The 16,982-nt window shown below is 68.5% G+C and carries 15 protein-coding genes; 14 read left to right on the top strand and 1 reads right to left on the bottom strand.

What is annotated here, in order from left to right; all coding sequences use genetic code 11:
• Positions 1–2 precede the first annotated feature (2 nt).
• Positions 3–1,172: a thiolase domain-containing protein gene (locus DD542_RS14960; protein WP_127806189.1), complete on the bottom strand. Its 1,170-nt coding sequence runs from the start codon at positions 1,170–1,172 to the stop codon at positions 3–5.
• A 173-nt stretch (positions 1,173–1,345) separates the two neighbouring features.
• Between DD542_RS14960 and DD542_RS14955 the strand changes: the two genes are divergently transcribed.
• From DD542_RS14955 to DD542_RS14890, 14 genes are all read left to right on the top strand, one after another.
• The gene (locus DD542_RS14955; RefSeq protein WP_127806188.1) at positions 1,346–3,211 is read left to right on the top strand and encodes an AMP-binding protein; all 1,866 of its coding nucleotides are present in this window, start codon (positions 1,346–1,348) and stop codon (positions 3,209–3,211) included.
• A 57-nt stretch (positions 3,212–3,268) separates the two neighbouring features.
• A complete protein-coding gene (locus DD542_RS14950) occupies positions 3,269–4,060 on the top strand; it encodes a crotonase/enoyl-CoA hydratase family protein (RefSeq protein ID WP_066151673.1) in 792 nt (263 codons plus the stop codon).
• Between the two features lie 65 nt (positions 4,061–4,125).
• A complete protein-coding gene (locus tag DD542_RS14945; RefSeq protein WP_241559564.1) occupies positions 4,126–5,343 on the top strand; it encodes a Rieske 2Fe-2S domain-containing protein in 1,218 nt (405 codons plus the stop codon).
• Between the two features lie 41 nt (positions 5,344–5,384).
• Positions 5,385–6,992, top strand: coding sequence for an ABC transporter substrate-binding protein (locus DD542_RS14940; RefSeq protein WP_127806187.1), 1,608 nt, complete (start codon positions 5,385–5,387; stop codon positions 6,990–6,992).
• Positions 6,993–7,009: 17 nt separating this feature from the next.
• Entirely contained in the window at positions 7,010–9,079 is a 2,070-nt protein-coding gene (locus DD542_RS14935) for an ABC transporter ATP-binding protein (protein ID WP_127806186.1), read from the top strand.
• Between the two features lie 10 nt (positions 9,080–9,089).
• Positions 9,090–10,043, top strand: a complete 954-nt coding sequence (locus tag DD542_RS14930) for an ABC transporter permease (protein ID WP_127806185.1) — start codon at positions 9,090–9,092, stop codon at positions 10,041–10,043.
• The gene (locus DD542_RS14925) at positions 10,043–10,957 is read left to right on the top strand and encodes an ABC transporter permease (RefSeq protein WP_206610675.1); all 915 of its coding nucleotides are present in this window, start codon (positions 10,043–10,045) and stop codon (positions 10,955–10,957) included. Before DD542_RS14930 ends, DD542_RS14925 begins: the two co-directional genes overlap by 1 nt.
• A gap of 31 nt (positions 10,958–10,988) precedes the next feature.
• Positions 10,989–11,666: an RraA family protein gene (locus tag DD542_RS14920; RefSeq protein ID WP_127806184.1), complete on the top strand. Its 678-nt coding sequence runs from the start codon at positions 10,989–10,991 to the stop codon at positions 11,664–11,666.
• Positions 11,667–11,676: 10 nt separating this feature from the next.
• Entirely contained in the window at positions 11,677–12,333 is a 657-nt protein-coding gene (locus DD542_RS14915) for an RraA family protein (RefSeq protein WP_127806183.1), read from the top strand.
• Complete coding sequence (locus DD542_RS14910) at positions 12,330–13,007, top strand: 4-carboxy-4-hydroxy-2-oxoadipate aldolase/oxaloacetate decarboxylase (protein WP_127806182.1); 678 nt, start codon at positions 12,330–12,332, stop codon at positions 13,005–13,007. Before DD542_RS14915 ends, DD542_RS14910 begins: the two co-directional genes overlap by 4 nt.
• A 38-nt stretch (positions 13,008–13,045) precedes the next feature.
• The gene (locus DD542_RS14905; RefSeq protein ID WP_127806181.1) at positions 13,046–14,041 is read left to right on the top strand and encodes a hypothetical protein; all 996 of its coding nucleotides are present in this window, start codon (positions 13,046–13,048) and stop codon (positions 14,039–14,041) included.
• Positions 14,042–14,088: 47 nt separating this feature from the next.
• The gene (locus DD542_RS14900) at positions 14,089–15,087 is read left to right on the top strand and encodes an amidohydrolase family protein (RefSeq protein ID WP_066151663.1); all 999 of its coding nucleotides are present in this window, start codon (positions 14,089–14,091) and stop codon (positions 15,085–15,087) included.
• Positions 15,088–15,127: 40 nt separating this feature from the next.
• On the top strand, positions 15,128–16,021 hold the full coding sequence (locus DD542_RS14895; RefSeq protein WP_066151661.1) for a fumarylacetoacetate hydrolase family protein: 894 nt from the start codon (positions 15,128–15,130) through the stop codon (positions 16,019–16,021).
• A gap of 6 nt (positions 16,022–16,027) precedes the next feature.
• Positions 16,028–16,960, top strand: a complete 933-nt coding sequence (locus DD542_RS14890; RefSeq protein ID WP_127806180.1) for a cupin domain-containing protein — start codon at positions 16,028–16,030, stop codon at positions 16,958–16,960.
• Positions 16,961–16,982: the final 22 nt, after the last annotated feature.

Genomic DNA, 16,982 nt, shown 5'->3' with positions numbered 1-16,982 from the left:
GCTTATTCGGCTTGAAGAATGAGGGTGCCCGCGGCGTGTGCGCTGGCCAGGTTGCCGCCGGTGCCGTGGGCCAGCACGAACTCGCGCCGCTGGACCTGGACGGCCGGGTGGGCTTCGCCGCGGCATTGCCGCACGGCTTCGAGGATCTTGGTCATGCCGCCTTTGTTGCCGGGGTGGTTGTTGCACAGACCGCCGCCGTCGGTGTTGAAGGGCAGGCGGCCCTGGCCGGCGATGAGGTTGCCGTCCATGACGAAGCGCCCACCCTCGCCCTTGGCGCAGAAGCCCAGGTCTTCCAGTTGCACGATGACGGTGATGGTGAAGCTGTCGTACAGCGACGCATACCCGATGTCGGCGGGTGTGATGCCGGCCTCCGCGAACGCTTTGGCACCCGAATGCACACCGGCCGACCAGGTGAGATCGATCTGGCCCGCATTGGGGTGCTTGACGGCTTCGCCGGCACCGATGACCTTGACCACCGGTCGCTTGAGCGTCCTGGCGATGTCGGGGTGCACCACCACCACGGCGCCGCCGCCGTCGGTCATGACGCAGCAGTCGAGCCGGCGCAGGGGGGAGGCGACCATCGGGGAGTCGAGCACCTCCTGGACGCTCACCACCGAGCGGTGCACGGCATGGGGGTTGTGCTGGGCATGGTGCGAGGCGGCCACGCGGACCCAGGCCAGCTGTTCCGGCGTGGTGCCGAACTCGTGCATGTGCCGCCGCGCCACCATGGCGTAGCCGTACATGGGCGGCGGCGGGACCGCGGCCTGGAACGGCAGGTTGGGCATGCTGTTGCGGTCAATGCCCGCCAGCGCCGTGCCCGCCGCAGCGGCCAGCGGCCGGTCGGCCATGGTGATGAGGGCCACTTTGCAGTGGCCGGCCGCGATGGCCTGCGCGGCGTGGCTGACGTGCAGCAGATAGGCCGATCCGCCTGACTCGGTGGTGTCGACGTGCCGCAGGCGGTTCAGCCCGATGTACTCGGCCATGGTGAGGCCACCCAGGCCAGGCGCGTCCGCGCCGCAGAAATAGCCGTCGACGTCGTCCAGGGTCAGCCCTGCATCGGCCAGGGCGCCCAGCGCGACCTCGGCGTGCAGTTGGGCGGTCGACACGCCTTCGGCGCGACGCAACGGGTGTTCGTAGATGCCGGCGATGCAGGCCTTGCCGTGAATGCTCATGACGCTCCGGTGCCGCCCCACAGCCTGGGGGCGCGTTTGAGATGAAAAGAAGAAGTGGTCTCGAAAACTATAAGGTAACCTTGCTTTGTAAAAACTAGGGATTCCCCTATGAAACACGTTTTTGTTGTGAGGTAAGGTTACCTTATTGTTTGACGAATCGCCCCTGTTTCAACATGAATGCCCACCAGGACCCCGTGCACTGCACCCCTTTCCTTGACCTGCCATTTCTGGAGCGCGATGTGGCCACGGAAGAGCGGGCCGATGGCTCGCTGCTGATGCGCAGCCGTGTTCCGCTGGGAACGGTGGAGGCGCACCTGCCCGCGGTGCTGCGGCGCCATGCCCAGTCCCGGCCCGACCGCCACTGGCTGCTGCAGCGCCGGGAGGGGCATGCCGGCTGGCTGGGCCTGACATATGGTCAAGCCGGCGCGCAGGTGGATGCGGTCACCCAATGGCTGCTGGACCTGGGCGTGCCCGGTCGCAACGTCATGGTGCTCAGCGGCAACTCGCTGGAGCACGCGGTGTTCGAACTGGCGGCCATGCAGGCGCGCATGCCTTATGTGCCGGTGACGCCGGCGTACTCCCTGCTCAGCAACGACCACGAGAAGCTGCGGGCCATGGTGGCCCTCATCCGCCCGGCGGTGGTGTTGGTGCAGGAGGCGGCGCGCTACCAGAAGGCGCTGCGCGCCGTGCTCACGCCCGATGTGCAGGTGGTGCACGTGAGCGAGCCGGTGGACGGTCTGGCGTCGACAGCCTGGTCGGACCTGATCGCCACCCCTGTCGGTGCTGCGGTGCAGGCGTCGGTGGACGCGATCACGCCGGACACCGTGGCCAAGTACCTGTTCACCTCCGGCTCCACCGGCGTGCCCAAGGCGGTGCCCATCACCCAGGGCATGTTGTGCGCCACCATGGCCATGCACGCCCACACCGTCCGGCGCACGCCCGACATGCCCGAGGCGGTGCTGCTGGAGTGGCTGCCCTGGAGCCACGTGGCGGGCGGCACGGCCATCTTCAACAGCGTGCTGGAAGAGGGCGGCACCCTGTATCTGGACGACGGTCGTCCGGTGCCGGGCGACTTCGAGCGCACGCTGCGCAACCTGCGCGAAATCTCGCCGACCCGCTTCAGCAGCGTGCCGGCCGGCTACACCATGCTGGTGGATGCCCTGGAGCGCGATGCCGACATGGCGCGCAGCTTCTTCCGCCAGCTGCGCCGCCTCACATCGTCGGGGGCCAAGCTGCCCGATGCCATCTATTCGCGGGTGCAGGCCCTGGCCGTGCAGCACCTGGGCCGCCGCATCCCGTTCGTGGCCGGCTACGGATCGACCGAAACCTGCGCCGCCACCACTGTGGTGCACTGGCCGGGCGAGAGGGCCGGCCTGGTGGGACTGCCGCAGCCCGGCGTGACCATCAAGCTGGTGCCGCTGGAGGACGACCGCTTCGAGGTGCGCGTCAAGGGCCCTTCGGTGATGCCGGGTTACCTCGACCAGCCCGAACTGACAAGTTCGGTGTTCGACGACGAGGGCTACTACTGCATGGGCGACGCGGTGACGTTTGTCGATCGCGCCCAGCCCGACGAGGGTCTGGCCTTCGCGGGCCGGGTGGCCGAAGAGTTCAAGCTGCAGTCGGGCATCTTCGTGCGCGTGGGTTCGCTGCGGGTCGAGGCCATCAACGCGGCCGCCCCGCTGCTCAACGACGTGGTGGTGGCGGGTGCGGACCGGGAATACGTCGCCTTGCTGGCGTGGCCGAACCCGGTCGCTCTCCGCGAGCGGTTCGGAATCGCCGACGCGCAGGCCGCCATCGGACACGAAGCGCTGCGCGGCGCACTGCGGGACGCCCTGCGGGCCCACAACGCCCGCCACACGGGCAGCAGCATGAAGGTGGCCCGTGTGCTGCTGCTGGCGCAGCCACCCTCCATGGACGCCGGCGAAATCACCGACAAGGGCTATGTCAACCAGCGCGCCGTGCTGGCGCGCCGGGCCGATGCGGTCGAGCGCCTCTACGACGCCACGCCAGCGGACGACGTGATCGTCATCGCCGGCTGACACCTGGCCGCAAACCCACCCCACCCAGACACCCCCACTCCGAAGAAAGAAGGATCTATGGAAGACAGCCTGCTGCAGATCGAGCGCGAAGACGACGTCGCGCTGGTCAAGCTCAACCGACCGACCAAGCGCAATGCCATCAACGACGACCTCATGGACGCGCTGGAAGCGTGCTTCCTGCGGGGTCTGGAGGGTGCGCGCGCGGTGATCCTGCACGGAGAGGGCGAGCACTTCTGCGCCGGCCTGGACCTGTTCGAGCTCATGAGCAAGCGCAGCCCCGACGTGCTGGTGGGCATGCGCCGCTCGCGCCAGTGGCACCGCGTGTTCGACCTGATGCAGTTCGGCGAGCTGCCGGTGGTCAGCGTGCTCAAGGGGGGCGTGATCGGTGGCGGTTTCGAACTGGCTGCGGCCACCCATGTGCGGGTGTGTGAGGGTTCGGCCTTCTTCCAGTTGCCCGAAGGCCAGCGCGGCATCTTTCTGGGTGGTGGCGGCTCGGTGCGCATCCCCCGGTTGCTGGGCAGCAGCCGCGTCATCGAGATGATGCTCACCGGCCATTCGTTCGATGCGCAGGAGGCGCTGCGCCTCGGGGTGGCGCACCACCTCGTGGCGCCCGGTGCGGGGCTGGACAAGGCCCGTGAACTGGCGCAGTCCATCGTCAAGAACGCCCCGGCCACCAACTACGCCATCATCAATGGCATCGGCCGCATCGCCGAAATGCCCATGGGCGAAGGCCTGTTCGCCGAGACCATGGTCACCGCCATGACCCGCTCTGCCGGCGTCGATTCCGCACGCCGGATTTCCGAGTTCTTCGAAGGCCGCCGCCAGCGCCCCGACGAGCGCGCCGCCTGAGGCCACCCCACCCACCCCCGACCGTCATTGATGCGCAGGCCGAGCCCGCGCGAAAGGAGACCCACGTGCTTTCAAAGGAAGAAACCGAGTTGTTGACACGCGTGTGCGGCGACGCGCCCATGGGCCGCATGATCCGCCAGCACTGGTGGGTGCCCGCCGCCCTGTCGGACAAGCTGGAGGCGGACGGCAAACCCCTGCGCGTCAAGCTGTTCGGCCACCAGTACGTGGCCTTCCGTTCCACCGACGGGCGCGTGGGCTTCTTCGACGAAGCCTGCCCGCACCGCGGCGCTTCGCTGGCCATCGGCCGCAACGAGGACAACAGCCTGCGCTGCATCTACCACGGCTGGAAGTTCCGGGTCGACGGCGTGACCGTGGCCGTGCCGACCCAGCCCAACAACGAGGTGGAGTACTGCAAGCACGTGCCGCTCAAGCACTACCCGGTGCGCGAAGAGGGCGGCATTGTCTGGGTCTGGCTGGGCCAGGGCGACGAGGTGCCCGAGTTCCCGGCGCTGCCCTTTGTCGGGCTGCCGCGCGAGAACTTCGTGGTCTTCCGCCAGAAGGTCAACGCCAACTGGCTGCAGGCGGTGGAGACCACCATGGACTCGGCCCACCTGGGCGTGCTGCACCAGAGCTGGCTGGTGGGCTTCGGCGACATCGAGCTGTCGTCGGCCAACATGGCGCCGGTCTACCACCTGGTGCAGAAGCCCTATGGCTTCCGTTACGCCGCGGTGCGCGCGCTCAAGGACGAGCGCTCCTATGTGCGCACCAACAGCTTCGTCATGCCCTGGTTCGGCATCGTTTCGCCCAACAGCACCGACGTCAAGGGCGGCAGCATCTTCTTCTCGGTGCCCATCGACGACGAGAACATCCACTACTGGCAGATGACCTACCGGGACAGCGAGAAGCTGATCCCGAACAAGACCCACCACTACGAGGACGCGGACTCCTGGCCGCCCCTGCCACCCGGCAGCCCCGATGACAACTGGGGCCAGGACCGCGAGGCGATGAAAAACGGCCACTTCACCGGCTTCACACAGATGCTGGGGACAGAGGACTTCGCCGTGATCATGAGCATGGGCCCCATCGTCGACCGCACCCAGGAATACCTGGGCGCCGGTGACGGCGCGGTGCTGGCGGTGCGCCGCTGCCTGACCAATGCCGTGCGCCAGTTCATGAAGGGCGAGACCCCGCAGTTCGCCATTCATTCGTCCATCGACTACGAGCAGACCGCGCCGAAGTCGATGGTGGTCGAGAAGGAGCAGGACTGGCGCTCGATGCTCTGACGCCTGTCCACCACGAACCCCCCAAGACAACAGGAGACAAGATGAAACCCACCGTGTTCCGCCCCCATGTGTTCGCGCTGCTCGCCTGTTCGCTCGGCGCCAGTGTCCATGCGCAGACCCCCGCTGCCAGCCCCGTCAAGGGAGGCACCCTGGTCATGCCCGTGCACGTCGGCGAGCCCTCGACCTACGACTGCCACGGCACCAACTCGCCGGCGGTGATGTGGCGCGTGGCGCCGCACTACTCCACGCTGCTGAAGATCAACGCCGACAACTTCCCCCAGGTCACCGGTGACCTGGCCAAGAGCTGGACGGTGTCGCCGGACAACCTGAGCTACCGCTTCACCCTGCATCCCAACGTGAAGTTCCATGACGGCAGCACGCTGACCAGCGCCGACGTCAAGGCCAGCTTCGACCGTCTGCGCAACCCGCCGCCGGGCGTGGTGTCGCTGCGCCAGGGCATGCTGGCCGACATCGGCAACATCGAAGCGCCCGACGACAACACCGTCGTGTTCACGTTCAAGCGCAAGAACGCGGCGGCGCTGCAGTTGCTGGCCATGCCGTATGCCTGCGTCTACTCGGCCAAGCTGATGGCCAGCGATCCGAGCTACCCCACCAAGCGGGTCATGGGCACGGGTCCGTTCCGCTTCGTCCGCCACACGCCGGGTTCGGAATGGATCGGCGAGCGCTTCAACGACTACTTCCTGGCGGGCAAGCCGCATCTGGATGGCATCCGCCTGCTCAACGTGTCGCCGGTCGCGGCCACCAACGCCTTGCTGGCCGGTCAGGTGCACTTCACCATGCAGGGCCTGACGCCGCCCGAGGTGGCCCGGGTGACCGGCGCCCGTGGCGACAAGGTGGTGGTCCGTGGGGGTGGCGCCGCCACCACCTTCCTGCCCTGGTTCGCCATCAACAACCAGCGCGACGCGCTGAAGGACCCCCGTGTGCGCCGCGCCCTCAACCTGGCGCTGGACCGCTGGGGCGCCTCCAAGGCCATGGAGCAGATCACGCCCATGTTCCGCGTCGGCGGCCTGCTGCGTCCCGGTTCCACGTTTGCCCGCAACGATGCCGAGCTGGCCAGGCTGCCCGGCTTCGGACGCGACATCGAAGCAGCGCGCAAGGAAGCCAAGCGCCTGCTGGCCGCGGCCGGTCAGAGCAACCTGAAGATCACCGTGGTGAACAACCGCGCGTTCACCTACTTCGGTGTCTATGTGGCCGATCAGCTGTCCAGGATCGGCGTGACGGTGGACCACCAGGCGCTGGACACCCCCCAGGTCGCTGCGCGCCGCATCTCGGGCGACTACGACCTGATCTTCGACAGCCCGGCCGAGTACTCGGACGACCCCACTGTCCAGCTCGCCTACTTCGAACCCTTCAGCACCAACCGCGCCAACCTGGCCCGCTTCGGCGACCCGAAGGTGGTGGAGCTCTACCAGGCGCAGCTGCAGGACTTCAACCCGCAGAGCCGCAAGCAGCGGGTGCGCGACCTGGAGGCCTACCTGATGGAGCAGAGCTACGTGATGCCGCTGTTCTGGCAGAGCCGCAAGCGCGTGATGGACGCCCAGCTGCGCGGCCTGGAGGGTGACTACGGCTCCAACTACGTCAAGATCGACCTCGCAGACGTGTGGTTCGAAGGCGGCGCGAAGAAGTGAACACCCCGGTGCCTGCCATGCTGAACGAACTTGCCGAAGACCGCACCGCGGTCAGCGCGGGCGAGCGGCCCGCCGCATCGGACACGCCTGTGCTGTCGGTGCGCAACATGAACGTGCGCTTCACGACGGAGGGGGGCGATGTCCAGGCCGTGCGCGGACTGAGCTACGACGTCTATCCGGGCGAGATCCTGGCCATCGTCGGTGAGTCGGGTTCCGGCAAGTCGGTCAGCTCGCTGGCCATCATGCGGCTGCTGGCCGACAACGCGAAGGTGACGGCCGACCGCATGGCCTTCGACGGTGTTGACCTGCTGGGTCTGAGCCGCGCCGACATGCGGGCCCTGCGGGGCAAAGGCATCGGGATGATCTTCCAGGACCCGATGATGGCGCTCAACCCGGTGATGACCGTGGGCGAGCAGCTCACCGAGCCACTGCGCATCCACCTGGGCCTGACGCCGGCCGCCGCGCGCGAGCGGGCCCTGGAGCTGCTGGGTCTGGTGGGCATTCCCGATGCCTCCACCCGCATCGACCAGTACCCGCACCAGTTCTCGGGCGGCATGCGCCAGCGCGTGATGATCGCCATCGGCCTGTCGTGCCACCCCAAGGTGCTGATCGCCGACGAGCCGACCACGGCGCTGGACGTCACCATCCAGGCCCAGATCCTCGATCTGATGCAGGACCTGTGCCACCGCCTGCAGATCGCGCTGGTGATCATCACCCACAACCTGGGCGTGGTCGCGCGCTACGCCGACCGGGTGCTGGTGATGTACGGCGGCCGCGTGATGGAGCAGGGCGCCTGCCGCCCGCTGTTCCAGAGCCCGCGCCACCTCTACACCGCCGGCCTGCTGGCATCGGTGTCCACCCTGGAGGGCCCGCTGGGTCGCCGCCTGGCGGGCATCGAGGGCACGCCGCCCAGCCCCACCGATCTGCCCCCGGGTTGCCCGTTCGCGCCGCGCTGCATGCACGCACTGCCCGCCTGCGCGCAGGCCTCGGCCGCCCGGCTGACCGACGTGGGCACCATGTCCGCCTGCGTGCGCGCCGATGACATGGCCGCCGGCCGCATCCGCTGGACCACGGGTCTGGCCGAGTTGCCCGCGGTGGCACCGGCCGTGCGCGACGGCGACGTGCTGGTCGAGGTGTCCGGCCTGCAGAAGACCTTCGCCCTCAAGAAGGGTCTGTTCGGTGCGCAGCGCCAGGTCCAGGCGCTGCGCGACGTGAGCCTGTCCATCCGGCCCGGCGAGACCATCGGCGTGGTGGGCGAGTCGGGGTGTGGCAAATCGACCCTGGGCCGGCTGCTGCTGCGCCTGGACGAGCCCTCGGGCGGGCAGGTGCGTTTCCGCGGTGAAGACATCACCCACCGCGGCGACCGCGCCCTGCGCGCGTTCCGCCGGCACACCCAGGTCGTGTTCCAGGACCCGTATTCCTCGCTCAACCCGCGCCAGCGCATCGGCAGCATCCTGACCGAGCCCATGCTGGTGCATGGCATCGTCGCCAGCCGCGCAGAGGCCAGAGCCGAGGCCGTGCGGCTGCTGCAGGAGGTCGGGCTGCGGGCGGAGCACGCCGAGCGCTATCCGCACCAGCTCTCCGGTGGCCAGCGCCAGCGCGTGGCGATCGCACGTGCCCTGGCCATGCGGCCCGAGTTCATCGTCTGCGACGAGGCCGTCTCGGCCCTGGATGTGTCGGTGCAGGCCCAGGTCGTCAATCTGCTGGCCGACCTGCAGGAGCGCATGAACCTGGCCTACCTGTTCATCGGCCACGACCTGGCCGTGGTGCGCCAGATCGCCACCAAGGTGGTGGTGATGTACCTGGGCCGGATCGTCGAGGTGGCCGACCGCGACAGCTTCTACGCGCAACCGCTGCACCCCTACGCCCAGGTGCTCATGGCCGCCGTGCCCAGCACCGAGCAGATCGGCATGGGCACCGTCCAGGCGCAGGCGATCCGGGGCGAACCGCCGAGCCCGCTGTCGCCGCCCTCGGGCTGTGCGTTCAGAACGCGCTGCTCGATGGCCACCGATGAGTGCGCCCGCACCGTTCCCGAATTGCGGCCCGTGGCCCCCGGCCGGCTGGTCGCCTGTCTGAAGCTGGCGTGAGGTACCCGACATGTTGAAGTTCCTGTTTCGTCGCGCCCTGCAACTGGTGTTCACGCTCTGGGCGGTCGCCACGCTGATCTTTTTCCTGCTGCGCGTGCTGCCGGGGGACCCGGTCGAGTTCAAGTACACGAGCGAAGGCGGTGTCATCACCGCCGAACAGCTGCAGGCGCAGAAGGCGCGGTTCGGTTTCGACCAGCCGCTGGCCACGCAGTACGTGCGCTGGATCACCGGGCTCACCCGAATGGACCTGGGCGTCTCCATCTGGAGCGAGAACCCCGTGACCAACGAGATCGGCAGCCGCTTCTCCGTGACGATCAAGCTGGCCATCTCCGCGCTGGTGATCGGCCTGGTGCTGGCCATTCCCCTGGGGGTGGTCGGGGCACTGAGCCGCGGCACCTGGCTGGACCAGTGCGTGCGGGTGTGCACGGTCACCGGGCAATCGGTGCCCAGCTTCTGGCTGGCCATGCTGGTGCTGCTGGCGCTGCTGGCCACGGTGGGCTGGATCCCGCCCATCGAGACCGTGCCCTTCAGCGAGCGGCCCTGGGAGCACCTGGCCCAGATCCTGGTGCCGGCCGTGGTGGTGGGCTGGCGCCTGTCCTCGGTCAACGCGCGCCTGCTGCGCTCCTCGCTGATCGAAGTGCTGTCGCAGGACTATGTGCGCACCGCCCACGCCAAGGGCGTGAGCCCGGCCCGCGTGGTGCTGCGCCACGCGCTGGCCAACGCCATGCTGCCCACGATCACCGTCATCGGCATCGAGTTCGCCGGGCTGCTGGGTGGCCTGGTGGTCACCGAGCAGGTGTTCAACATCAACGGCATCGGCCGGCTGCTGATGCAGGCCATCAGCTTCAGCGACCTGGCGCTCATCCAGGGCCTGGTGATGCTGTTCGCGCTGATCTACGTCTGCGTGGGCTTCCTGGTGGACCTGCTGCAGGCCGCCCTCGACCCCCGCATCCGCATCCACTGATGTCGAACGTCTCCGTCCTTCCGTCCACCGAACTGGTCCACACACCCATGTCTGGCTCACCCACTTTCAAGGCCTTCGCACGTTTTGCCAGGACCCAGCCCCTGGGCGTCATCGCCCTGGTGCTCATCGCGGTGATGCTGGTTGCGGGCTCCTTTGCCCCGCAGCTGGCGCCGTTCAGCCCGCTCGATGCGCGCTTTGACGCGGTGCTGCAACCGCCCAGCGCCGAGCACTGGTTCGGCACCGACAACTACGGCCGCGACGTGTTCTCGCGCATCCTGCACGGCACCCGGCCGGCCTTGCTGCTGGGCATCTCCACCGCCCTCATCGGGTCGCTGATCGGCGCCGCCGTCGGCACGGCCTCGGCCTACTTCGGTGGCCGCATCGACGCGCTGCTGCAGCGGGCCAACGACGTGCTGCTGTCGATACCCCTGATCGTGGCCGCGCTGGTGGTGGTGGCCGTGCTGGGCAAGAACATGGTGGCCGGCGTGGACCTCAACCTGATGCTGGCGATCATCCTGCCCTACATCCCGGTGATGGCCCGCGTGATGCGCACCGCCGCCATGGGGGTGCGGGTCTCGCCCTACATCGACGCCGCCCGCGCGCTGGGCTTCTCGCACCTGCGCATCATCGTGCGCCACATGCTGCCCAACCTGGTCTCGCCCTGGCTGGTGATGGTCAGCGCCTTCACCGCCCAGACCATCCTGCTGGAGGCCTCGCTGTCCTTCCTGGGCGTCGGCGTGAGCGAACCCACGCCCGCCTGGGGGCTGATGCTCTCGGGCGTGAGCGTGGAGACCCTGACCTCCGCGCCCTGGGTGATCCTGTTCCCCGGCCTGGCCATCAGCCTCACCGTCTTCTCGTTCAGCCTGCTGGGCGACGCCCTGCGCGACGCGCTCGATCCGCGCACCCGCCACTGAACCCCCGCTTCGCTTCAAGGAGTCTTCAACGATGAACCAAGAACTTGTGCCGCGCCTGCGCCACCTGGACGCCTGCGCGGTGTCCGACGCGCTGGACAGGCTGGGCATCGACCAGCAGGTCGCCACCGGACTGGCCCAGCAGTCCACCACCCACAAGCTGGTCGGCCGCGTGGTCACCTACCGCCTCGTGCCCGCGGGCCAGGCGCCCAAATCCGACGGTCCGGTGCGCCACCTGGGCACCACCGCCATCGAGCTCGCCGCCGCGGGCGAGGTGATCGTGGTCGAGCAACGTACCGGCATCGACGCGGGCAGCTGGGGCGGCATCCTGTCGCTGGGCGCCAAGGTCAAGGGCATCGCTGGCGTGGTGGCCGACGGCCCGGTGCGCGACATCGACGAAGCGCGCGCCTACGAGTTGCCCATCTACTGCCGCAGCCTGACCGCGCGCACCGCGCGCGGACGCGTGGAAGAAGCCGAGGTCAACGGACCGGTGTGCATCGGTGGCGTCACCGTCAACCCCGGCGATCTGGTGATCGCCGACGGCAGCGGTGTGGTGTTCATCCCGGCGGCCCGCGCGGCCGAAGTGATCGCCGCCGCCGAGCGCATCGCCGGCCGCGAGGCCGGCATGGCCAAGGACCTGCTGGCCGGGCGCCCGGTCACCGAGGTGATGGGCCGGGATTACGAATTCATGTTGCGGCCCGAGGCCGCCTAAGAGGAAAGCCATGACTGACAAGAATGTGGAGCGCGCCGCGCGCCTGGACACCGCCACCCTCAGCGACGCACTCGACAAGTGCGGCATCAACGGACAGTGCCACCGCATCAAGCCGCGTTCGACAGAATTCCGCATGGCCGGCCGCGCCTGGACGCTGCTGTACGGCCCCGCCGGCAAGCCTTCGGGCACGGTGGGCGACTACATCGATGACGTGCCCGAAGGCTCGGTCATCGTGCTGGACAACGGCGGCGTGGACAACGCCACCGTCTGGGGCGACATCCTGACCGAGGTGGCGCACAACCGCCGCATCGCCGGCACGGTGATCGACGGCGTCAACCGCGACGTGTCGCTGTGCCTGGAACTGGGTTATCCGGTCTTCAGCCGCGACAACTACATGCGCACCGGCAAGGACCGCGTGCAGGTCGAGGCGACCCAGGTGCCCGTGAACATCGGCGGCGCCCGCGTGGCCCCCGGCGACATCGTGCGCGGCGACGCCGACGGCGTGGTCGTGATCCCGAAGGAGCACGAAGACCACGTGCTGGACACGGCCGAGGCGATCCACAACGCCGAGGAAGCCATCCGCCAGGCGGTGCGCGCCGGCACCCCGCTGCGCGAGGCGCGCAAGGCCATGGGCTACCACCAGCTGCAGACGCGGGAGGGCGCATGAGCGAGTCCTCGGCGAACGATCCGGCCCTGCAGTTCCCGACCATCCGCCACGGGATCGAGCGCGTCGACCCGGGCCTGATCGCGCGCGCCCGGGCCCTGCCCAGCGCCACCGTGCACGAGGCCGGTGGTCGCGTGGGGGCCCTGCCGCCGGCCATCAAGCCGGTGCACCCGTCCATGAAGCTGTGCGGCCCGGCCGTGACGGTCCATTCGCCCGGCGGCGACAACCTGTGGATCCACCGCGCGCTGTACGTGGCCAAGCCCGGTGACGTGCTGGTGGTCTACGCCAACGAGGTGCACGACTACGGCTACTGGGGCGAGATCATGTCCACCGCCGCGCAGGTGCGCGGACTGGGCGGTCTGGTGATCGCCGGTGGCGTGCGCGACATCGACCTGCTCGAGCGCATCGGCTTCCCGGTCTTTGCGACCGGGCTGTGCATCCGCGGCACCGGCAAGGACCACCTGGCGCGCGGCTGGGTCAACCACCCGGTGCTGCTGGGCGACATCACCGTGCACGCCGGCGACCTGGTGCTGGGCGACCGCGATGGCGTGGTCGTCATCGGGCGCGAGCGCGCGGCCGGGGTGGTGCAGGCGGCCGAGCAGCGCGAGGCCAAGGAGGCCGATGTGCTCAAGCGCATCGCCGCGGGCGAACGCACGCTCGAGCTCTACAACTTCTGAGCCCTGGCTCGACCCCCCAACGCCAAGGAGACTGACACATGGCACGCATCACGCTGGGCATCGGCACCTCGCACAGCCCGATCCTCGTACTCGACGGCGACCGCTGGGAGCAACGTGCGCAGGACGACCGGCGCCAGACCGCCCTCTACACCCTGGACGGCCGCAAGTGCTCGTACGACCAGTTGCTGGCCGAGCGCGGTGAACCGTTCCGCGAGCAGAGCGACGCCGCGCGCTTCCCCGACCTGGCCCGCCAGGCCGAGTCCGCGCTGGACGTGCTGGAGGCGCGCCTCTTCGATGCCCAGCCGGACGTGGTGCTGGTGATCGGCGACGACCAGGACGAACTGTTCGGCTTCGACAACATGCCCGCCATCTCCGTCTACCGCGGCCCCGAGGTGGTGATGAAGGAAATGCCGCTGCCGCACCCGCGCCTGAGCTGGGCCGACAAGGCGTTCTGGGCCGGGTACGGCATGGACATGCCGCGGCGCTTCCCCGGTGCGCCGCAGCTGGCGGACGACCTGATCCGCGGCCTGATCCGTCTGGGCGTGGATGTGGCCACCGCCAACGCCGTGCCCAACCCCGGGCAGCGCGCCTTCGGCCATGCCTACGGCTTCATCTACCAGCGTCTGATGAAGCGCCTGCGCGTGCCCATGCTGCCGGTGCTCATCAACACCTACTTCCCGCCCAACAACCCCACGGCGGCGCGCTGCTTCGAGTTCGGTTCGCACATCGCGCACGCGCTGGCGGCCTCGCCCATCGACGCCAAGGTGGCGGTGATCGCCTCGGGTGGCCTGAGCCACTTCCTGTGCGAAGAGGCCTTCGACCGCAAGCTGCTCCAGGCGATCCGCACGCACGACGTGCAGACGCTGACCCAGGTGACCCAGGAATCCCTGTGCTCGGGCTCGTCCGAGATCCGCAACTGGATCGCCATGGCCGGCGCCACGACCCACCTGCAATGCCGGTACGAGGAATACATCCCGGTCTACCGCACCGCCGTCGGCACCGGCATCGGCCTGGCGTTCACCGCCTGGGACTGATGCCGCCCCCGCTTTCTTCTTCTCAACCCTCACTCCGACTGAACACCATGATCATTGATTGCCACGGTCACGTCAGCCCACCCCCCACGCTGTGGGTCTACAAAGCCAACCTGCTGTCGCACCGGGGTGCGCACGGCCGGCGCATGCCCGAGATCACCGACGAAGAGATCCTGGCCAGCGCCAACAAAAAAGAAATGGCGCCCAAGGGCCACCTCGACATGATGGACGCGTTCGGCATCGACCTGCAGATGCTCTCGCCTCGGCCCTTCCAGATGATGCACAGCGCCAAGCCGGCCAAGCTGGTGCACTGGTTCATCGAAGAGACCAACAACATCATCGCGCGCACGGCGCAGCTCATCCCCAACCGCTTCGTGCCGGTGGCGGGGCTCCCGCAGGCGGCCGGCGAGCCGGTGGAGAACGTGCTGCCGGAACTGGAGCGCTGCGTGAAGATGGGCTTCCGGGGCGCGCTGGTCAACCCCGATCCTTACGAGAACAGCGGCGTCGAGCCGCCGTCGATGGGCGATCGCTACTGGTACCCCCTGTACGAAAAGCTGTGCGAGCTGGACGTGCCCATGCACATCCACTCCACCGGCTCCCACTCGGAGCGTTCGCCCTACACGCTGAACTTCATCAACGAAGAAACCGTGGCGGTCTACAACCTGGTGCAGTCGGACGTGTTCAAGGACTTCCCGACGCTCAAGGTGGTCTGCTCGCACGGCGGCGGCGCGATCCCCTACCAGATCGGCCGCTTCCAGTCGAGCGCCGGCCGCCGCGGTACCAACTTCCTGGACGGCATGCGCAACATCTACTACGACACCGTGCTGTACAGCGAAGAGGCGCTGCGCCTGCTCATCAAAACGGTGGGCGCCGACCGCTGCCTGTTCGGTTCCGAGTGCCCCGGGGTGGGTTCCACCATCGATCCGGCGACGGGCCGCCAGCGCGACGACATCCGTCCGGTGATCGAGAGCTTCGAATGGCTCAGCGCCGACGACAAGCAAAAGATCTTCTCCGAGAACGCGCGCTTCGTCTTCGGGCTGAAGTCCTGAGCGCCGCATTTTCCCTTCGCCCTGAACGACTGGACTGACCATGAAAATCACCCGTTTCAACGACAACCGCATCGCCGTGGTGGTCGACGACGAGCACCTGGTGGACATCACCGACCTGCTGGGCGTCGACACCGCCGAATGGCCCCCGGTGGGTCCCACCCGCCTGGTGGCGGAATTCGACGCCTGGCGTCCGCGCATCGAAGCCGCGCTGCCGGGGCTGCCCCGCGTGGCGGTGCGCGACGTGACACTGCGCACGCCGATTCCCTGGCCCAACAAGGTCATTGCCTACCCCGTGAACTACCACGACCACGGGCGCGAGATGCAGGCCGGCTACCGTGCCGACCACCAGGGTTTCTTCCTCAAGCCCAACTCGTCCCTGTCGGGTGCCGGCGAGCCGGTGGTACTGCCCAATGTGCCCAGCCGCGAAGTGCACCACGAAGCCGAGCTGGGCATCGTGATCGGCAAGGGCGGCCGTGGCATCCGCCGCGAAGACTGGCGCGAGCACGTGTTCGGCTACGCCTGCCTGATGGACATGGTGGTGCGCGGCCGCGAGGAGCGCGTGTTCCGCAAGGCCTACGACACCTTCTGTCCGGTGGGCCCCTGGATCGTGACGGCCGACGAGGTGGCCGATCCGACCCAGCTCGAGATGAAGCTGTGGGTCAACGGCGAGCTGCGCCAGCACGCCAACACGCGCGACCTGGTGCTGGACATTCCCGGCATGGTGGAGATGGCCTCGGCCGTGATGACGCTCTACCCCGGCGACATCATCGCCACCGGCACCCCGGCCGGGGTGGGGCAGATCCGCGCCGGCGACGTGGTGCGCATCACGATCGACGGACTGGGCGAGATGAACGTGAAGGTGGTGCAGGGCACCGAGGGCGCCACGCCCGTGTTCGACAAGCCCTACACGCCCGACATCATCAAGCAGAGGTGAGCGGCCATGTCTGACCTGGATGCACTGCACGCGTCGATCTACGCCAGGAACATGGAGGGTGGCTGGCACCGCAAGTCACCCGCCCTCTGGCCCGAACCACGCAAGAACTTCCTGCCGCACGTCTGGCACTACGCCGATGTGCGGCCGATCCTCGATGAGGCGGGCCACCTGGTGGACCACCGCATGGCGGACCGGCGCAACCTGACCATGACCAACCCGGTCGAGGGCAACCTGTACGCCACGGTGCGCACCATGGTGGCGGCCTACCAGTCGATCAAGCCGGGGGAGTGCGCCGATTCGCACCGGCACACGCCCAACGCGCTGCGGATCATCCTGGAAGGGCGCGGCAGCTACACCACGGTCAACGGCACCCGCGTCGAGATGCGCCCGGGTGACGTGCTGCTCACGCCCAGCTGGAACTGGCACTCGCACGAGAGCCTGGGGCCGGACGAGTGCTTCTGGATCGACGTGCTCGACGTGCCCCTGGTGCACCTGCTGGAGCCGATGTTCTTCGAGCGCCACCCCGACAAGCTGGAGAAGGACGTGCGCAACGTGGACGAGTGCGACCTGGCGCTGCGCTGGGAGACCTCGATGCAGCGCCTGGACGCCGCGCCCGAGACCGCCTCCGGCGTGGCCCAGCGGGAAGTGGAGCTGGGCTCGCCGGCGCTCAAGACCATGGCCGTGCACGCGCAGCGCATGGGCAAGGGGTTTGTCTCCCGCACGCACCGCAGCACCGCCAACGCCATCTACACGGTGCTGGAGGGGGAGGGGCGCAGCCGGGTGGGCGACCAGGAGCTGGCATGGCGCCGCGGCGACGTGTTCGTGGTGCCCGCCTGGCAACCGTTCAGCCACACGGTGGCGGCCGACACCCACCTGATCCGCGTGAGCGACGAGCCGGTGATGCGGGCCTTCGACATGCTGCGCAGCGCGCAACCGTGAACCAACAAGTGAACCCACTGGA

The sequence above is a fragment of the Hydrogenophaga sp. NH-16 genome (assembly GCF_004006415.1).
Classification (GTDB): Bacteria; Pseudomonadota; Gammaproteobacteria; order Burkholderiales; family Burkholderiaceae_C; genus Hydrogenophaga; species Hydrogenophaga pseudoflava.
Note: the sequence above shows the minus strand (reverse complement) of the source record. Positions and strands in the feature narration are given on the sequence as shown.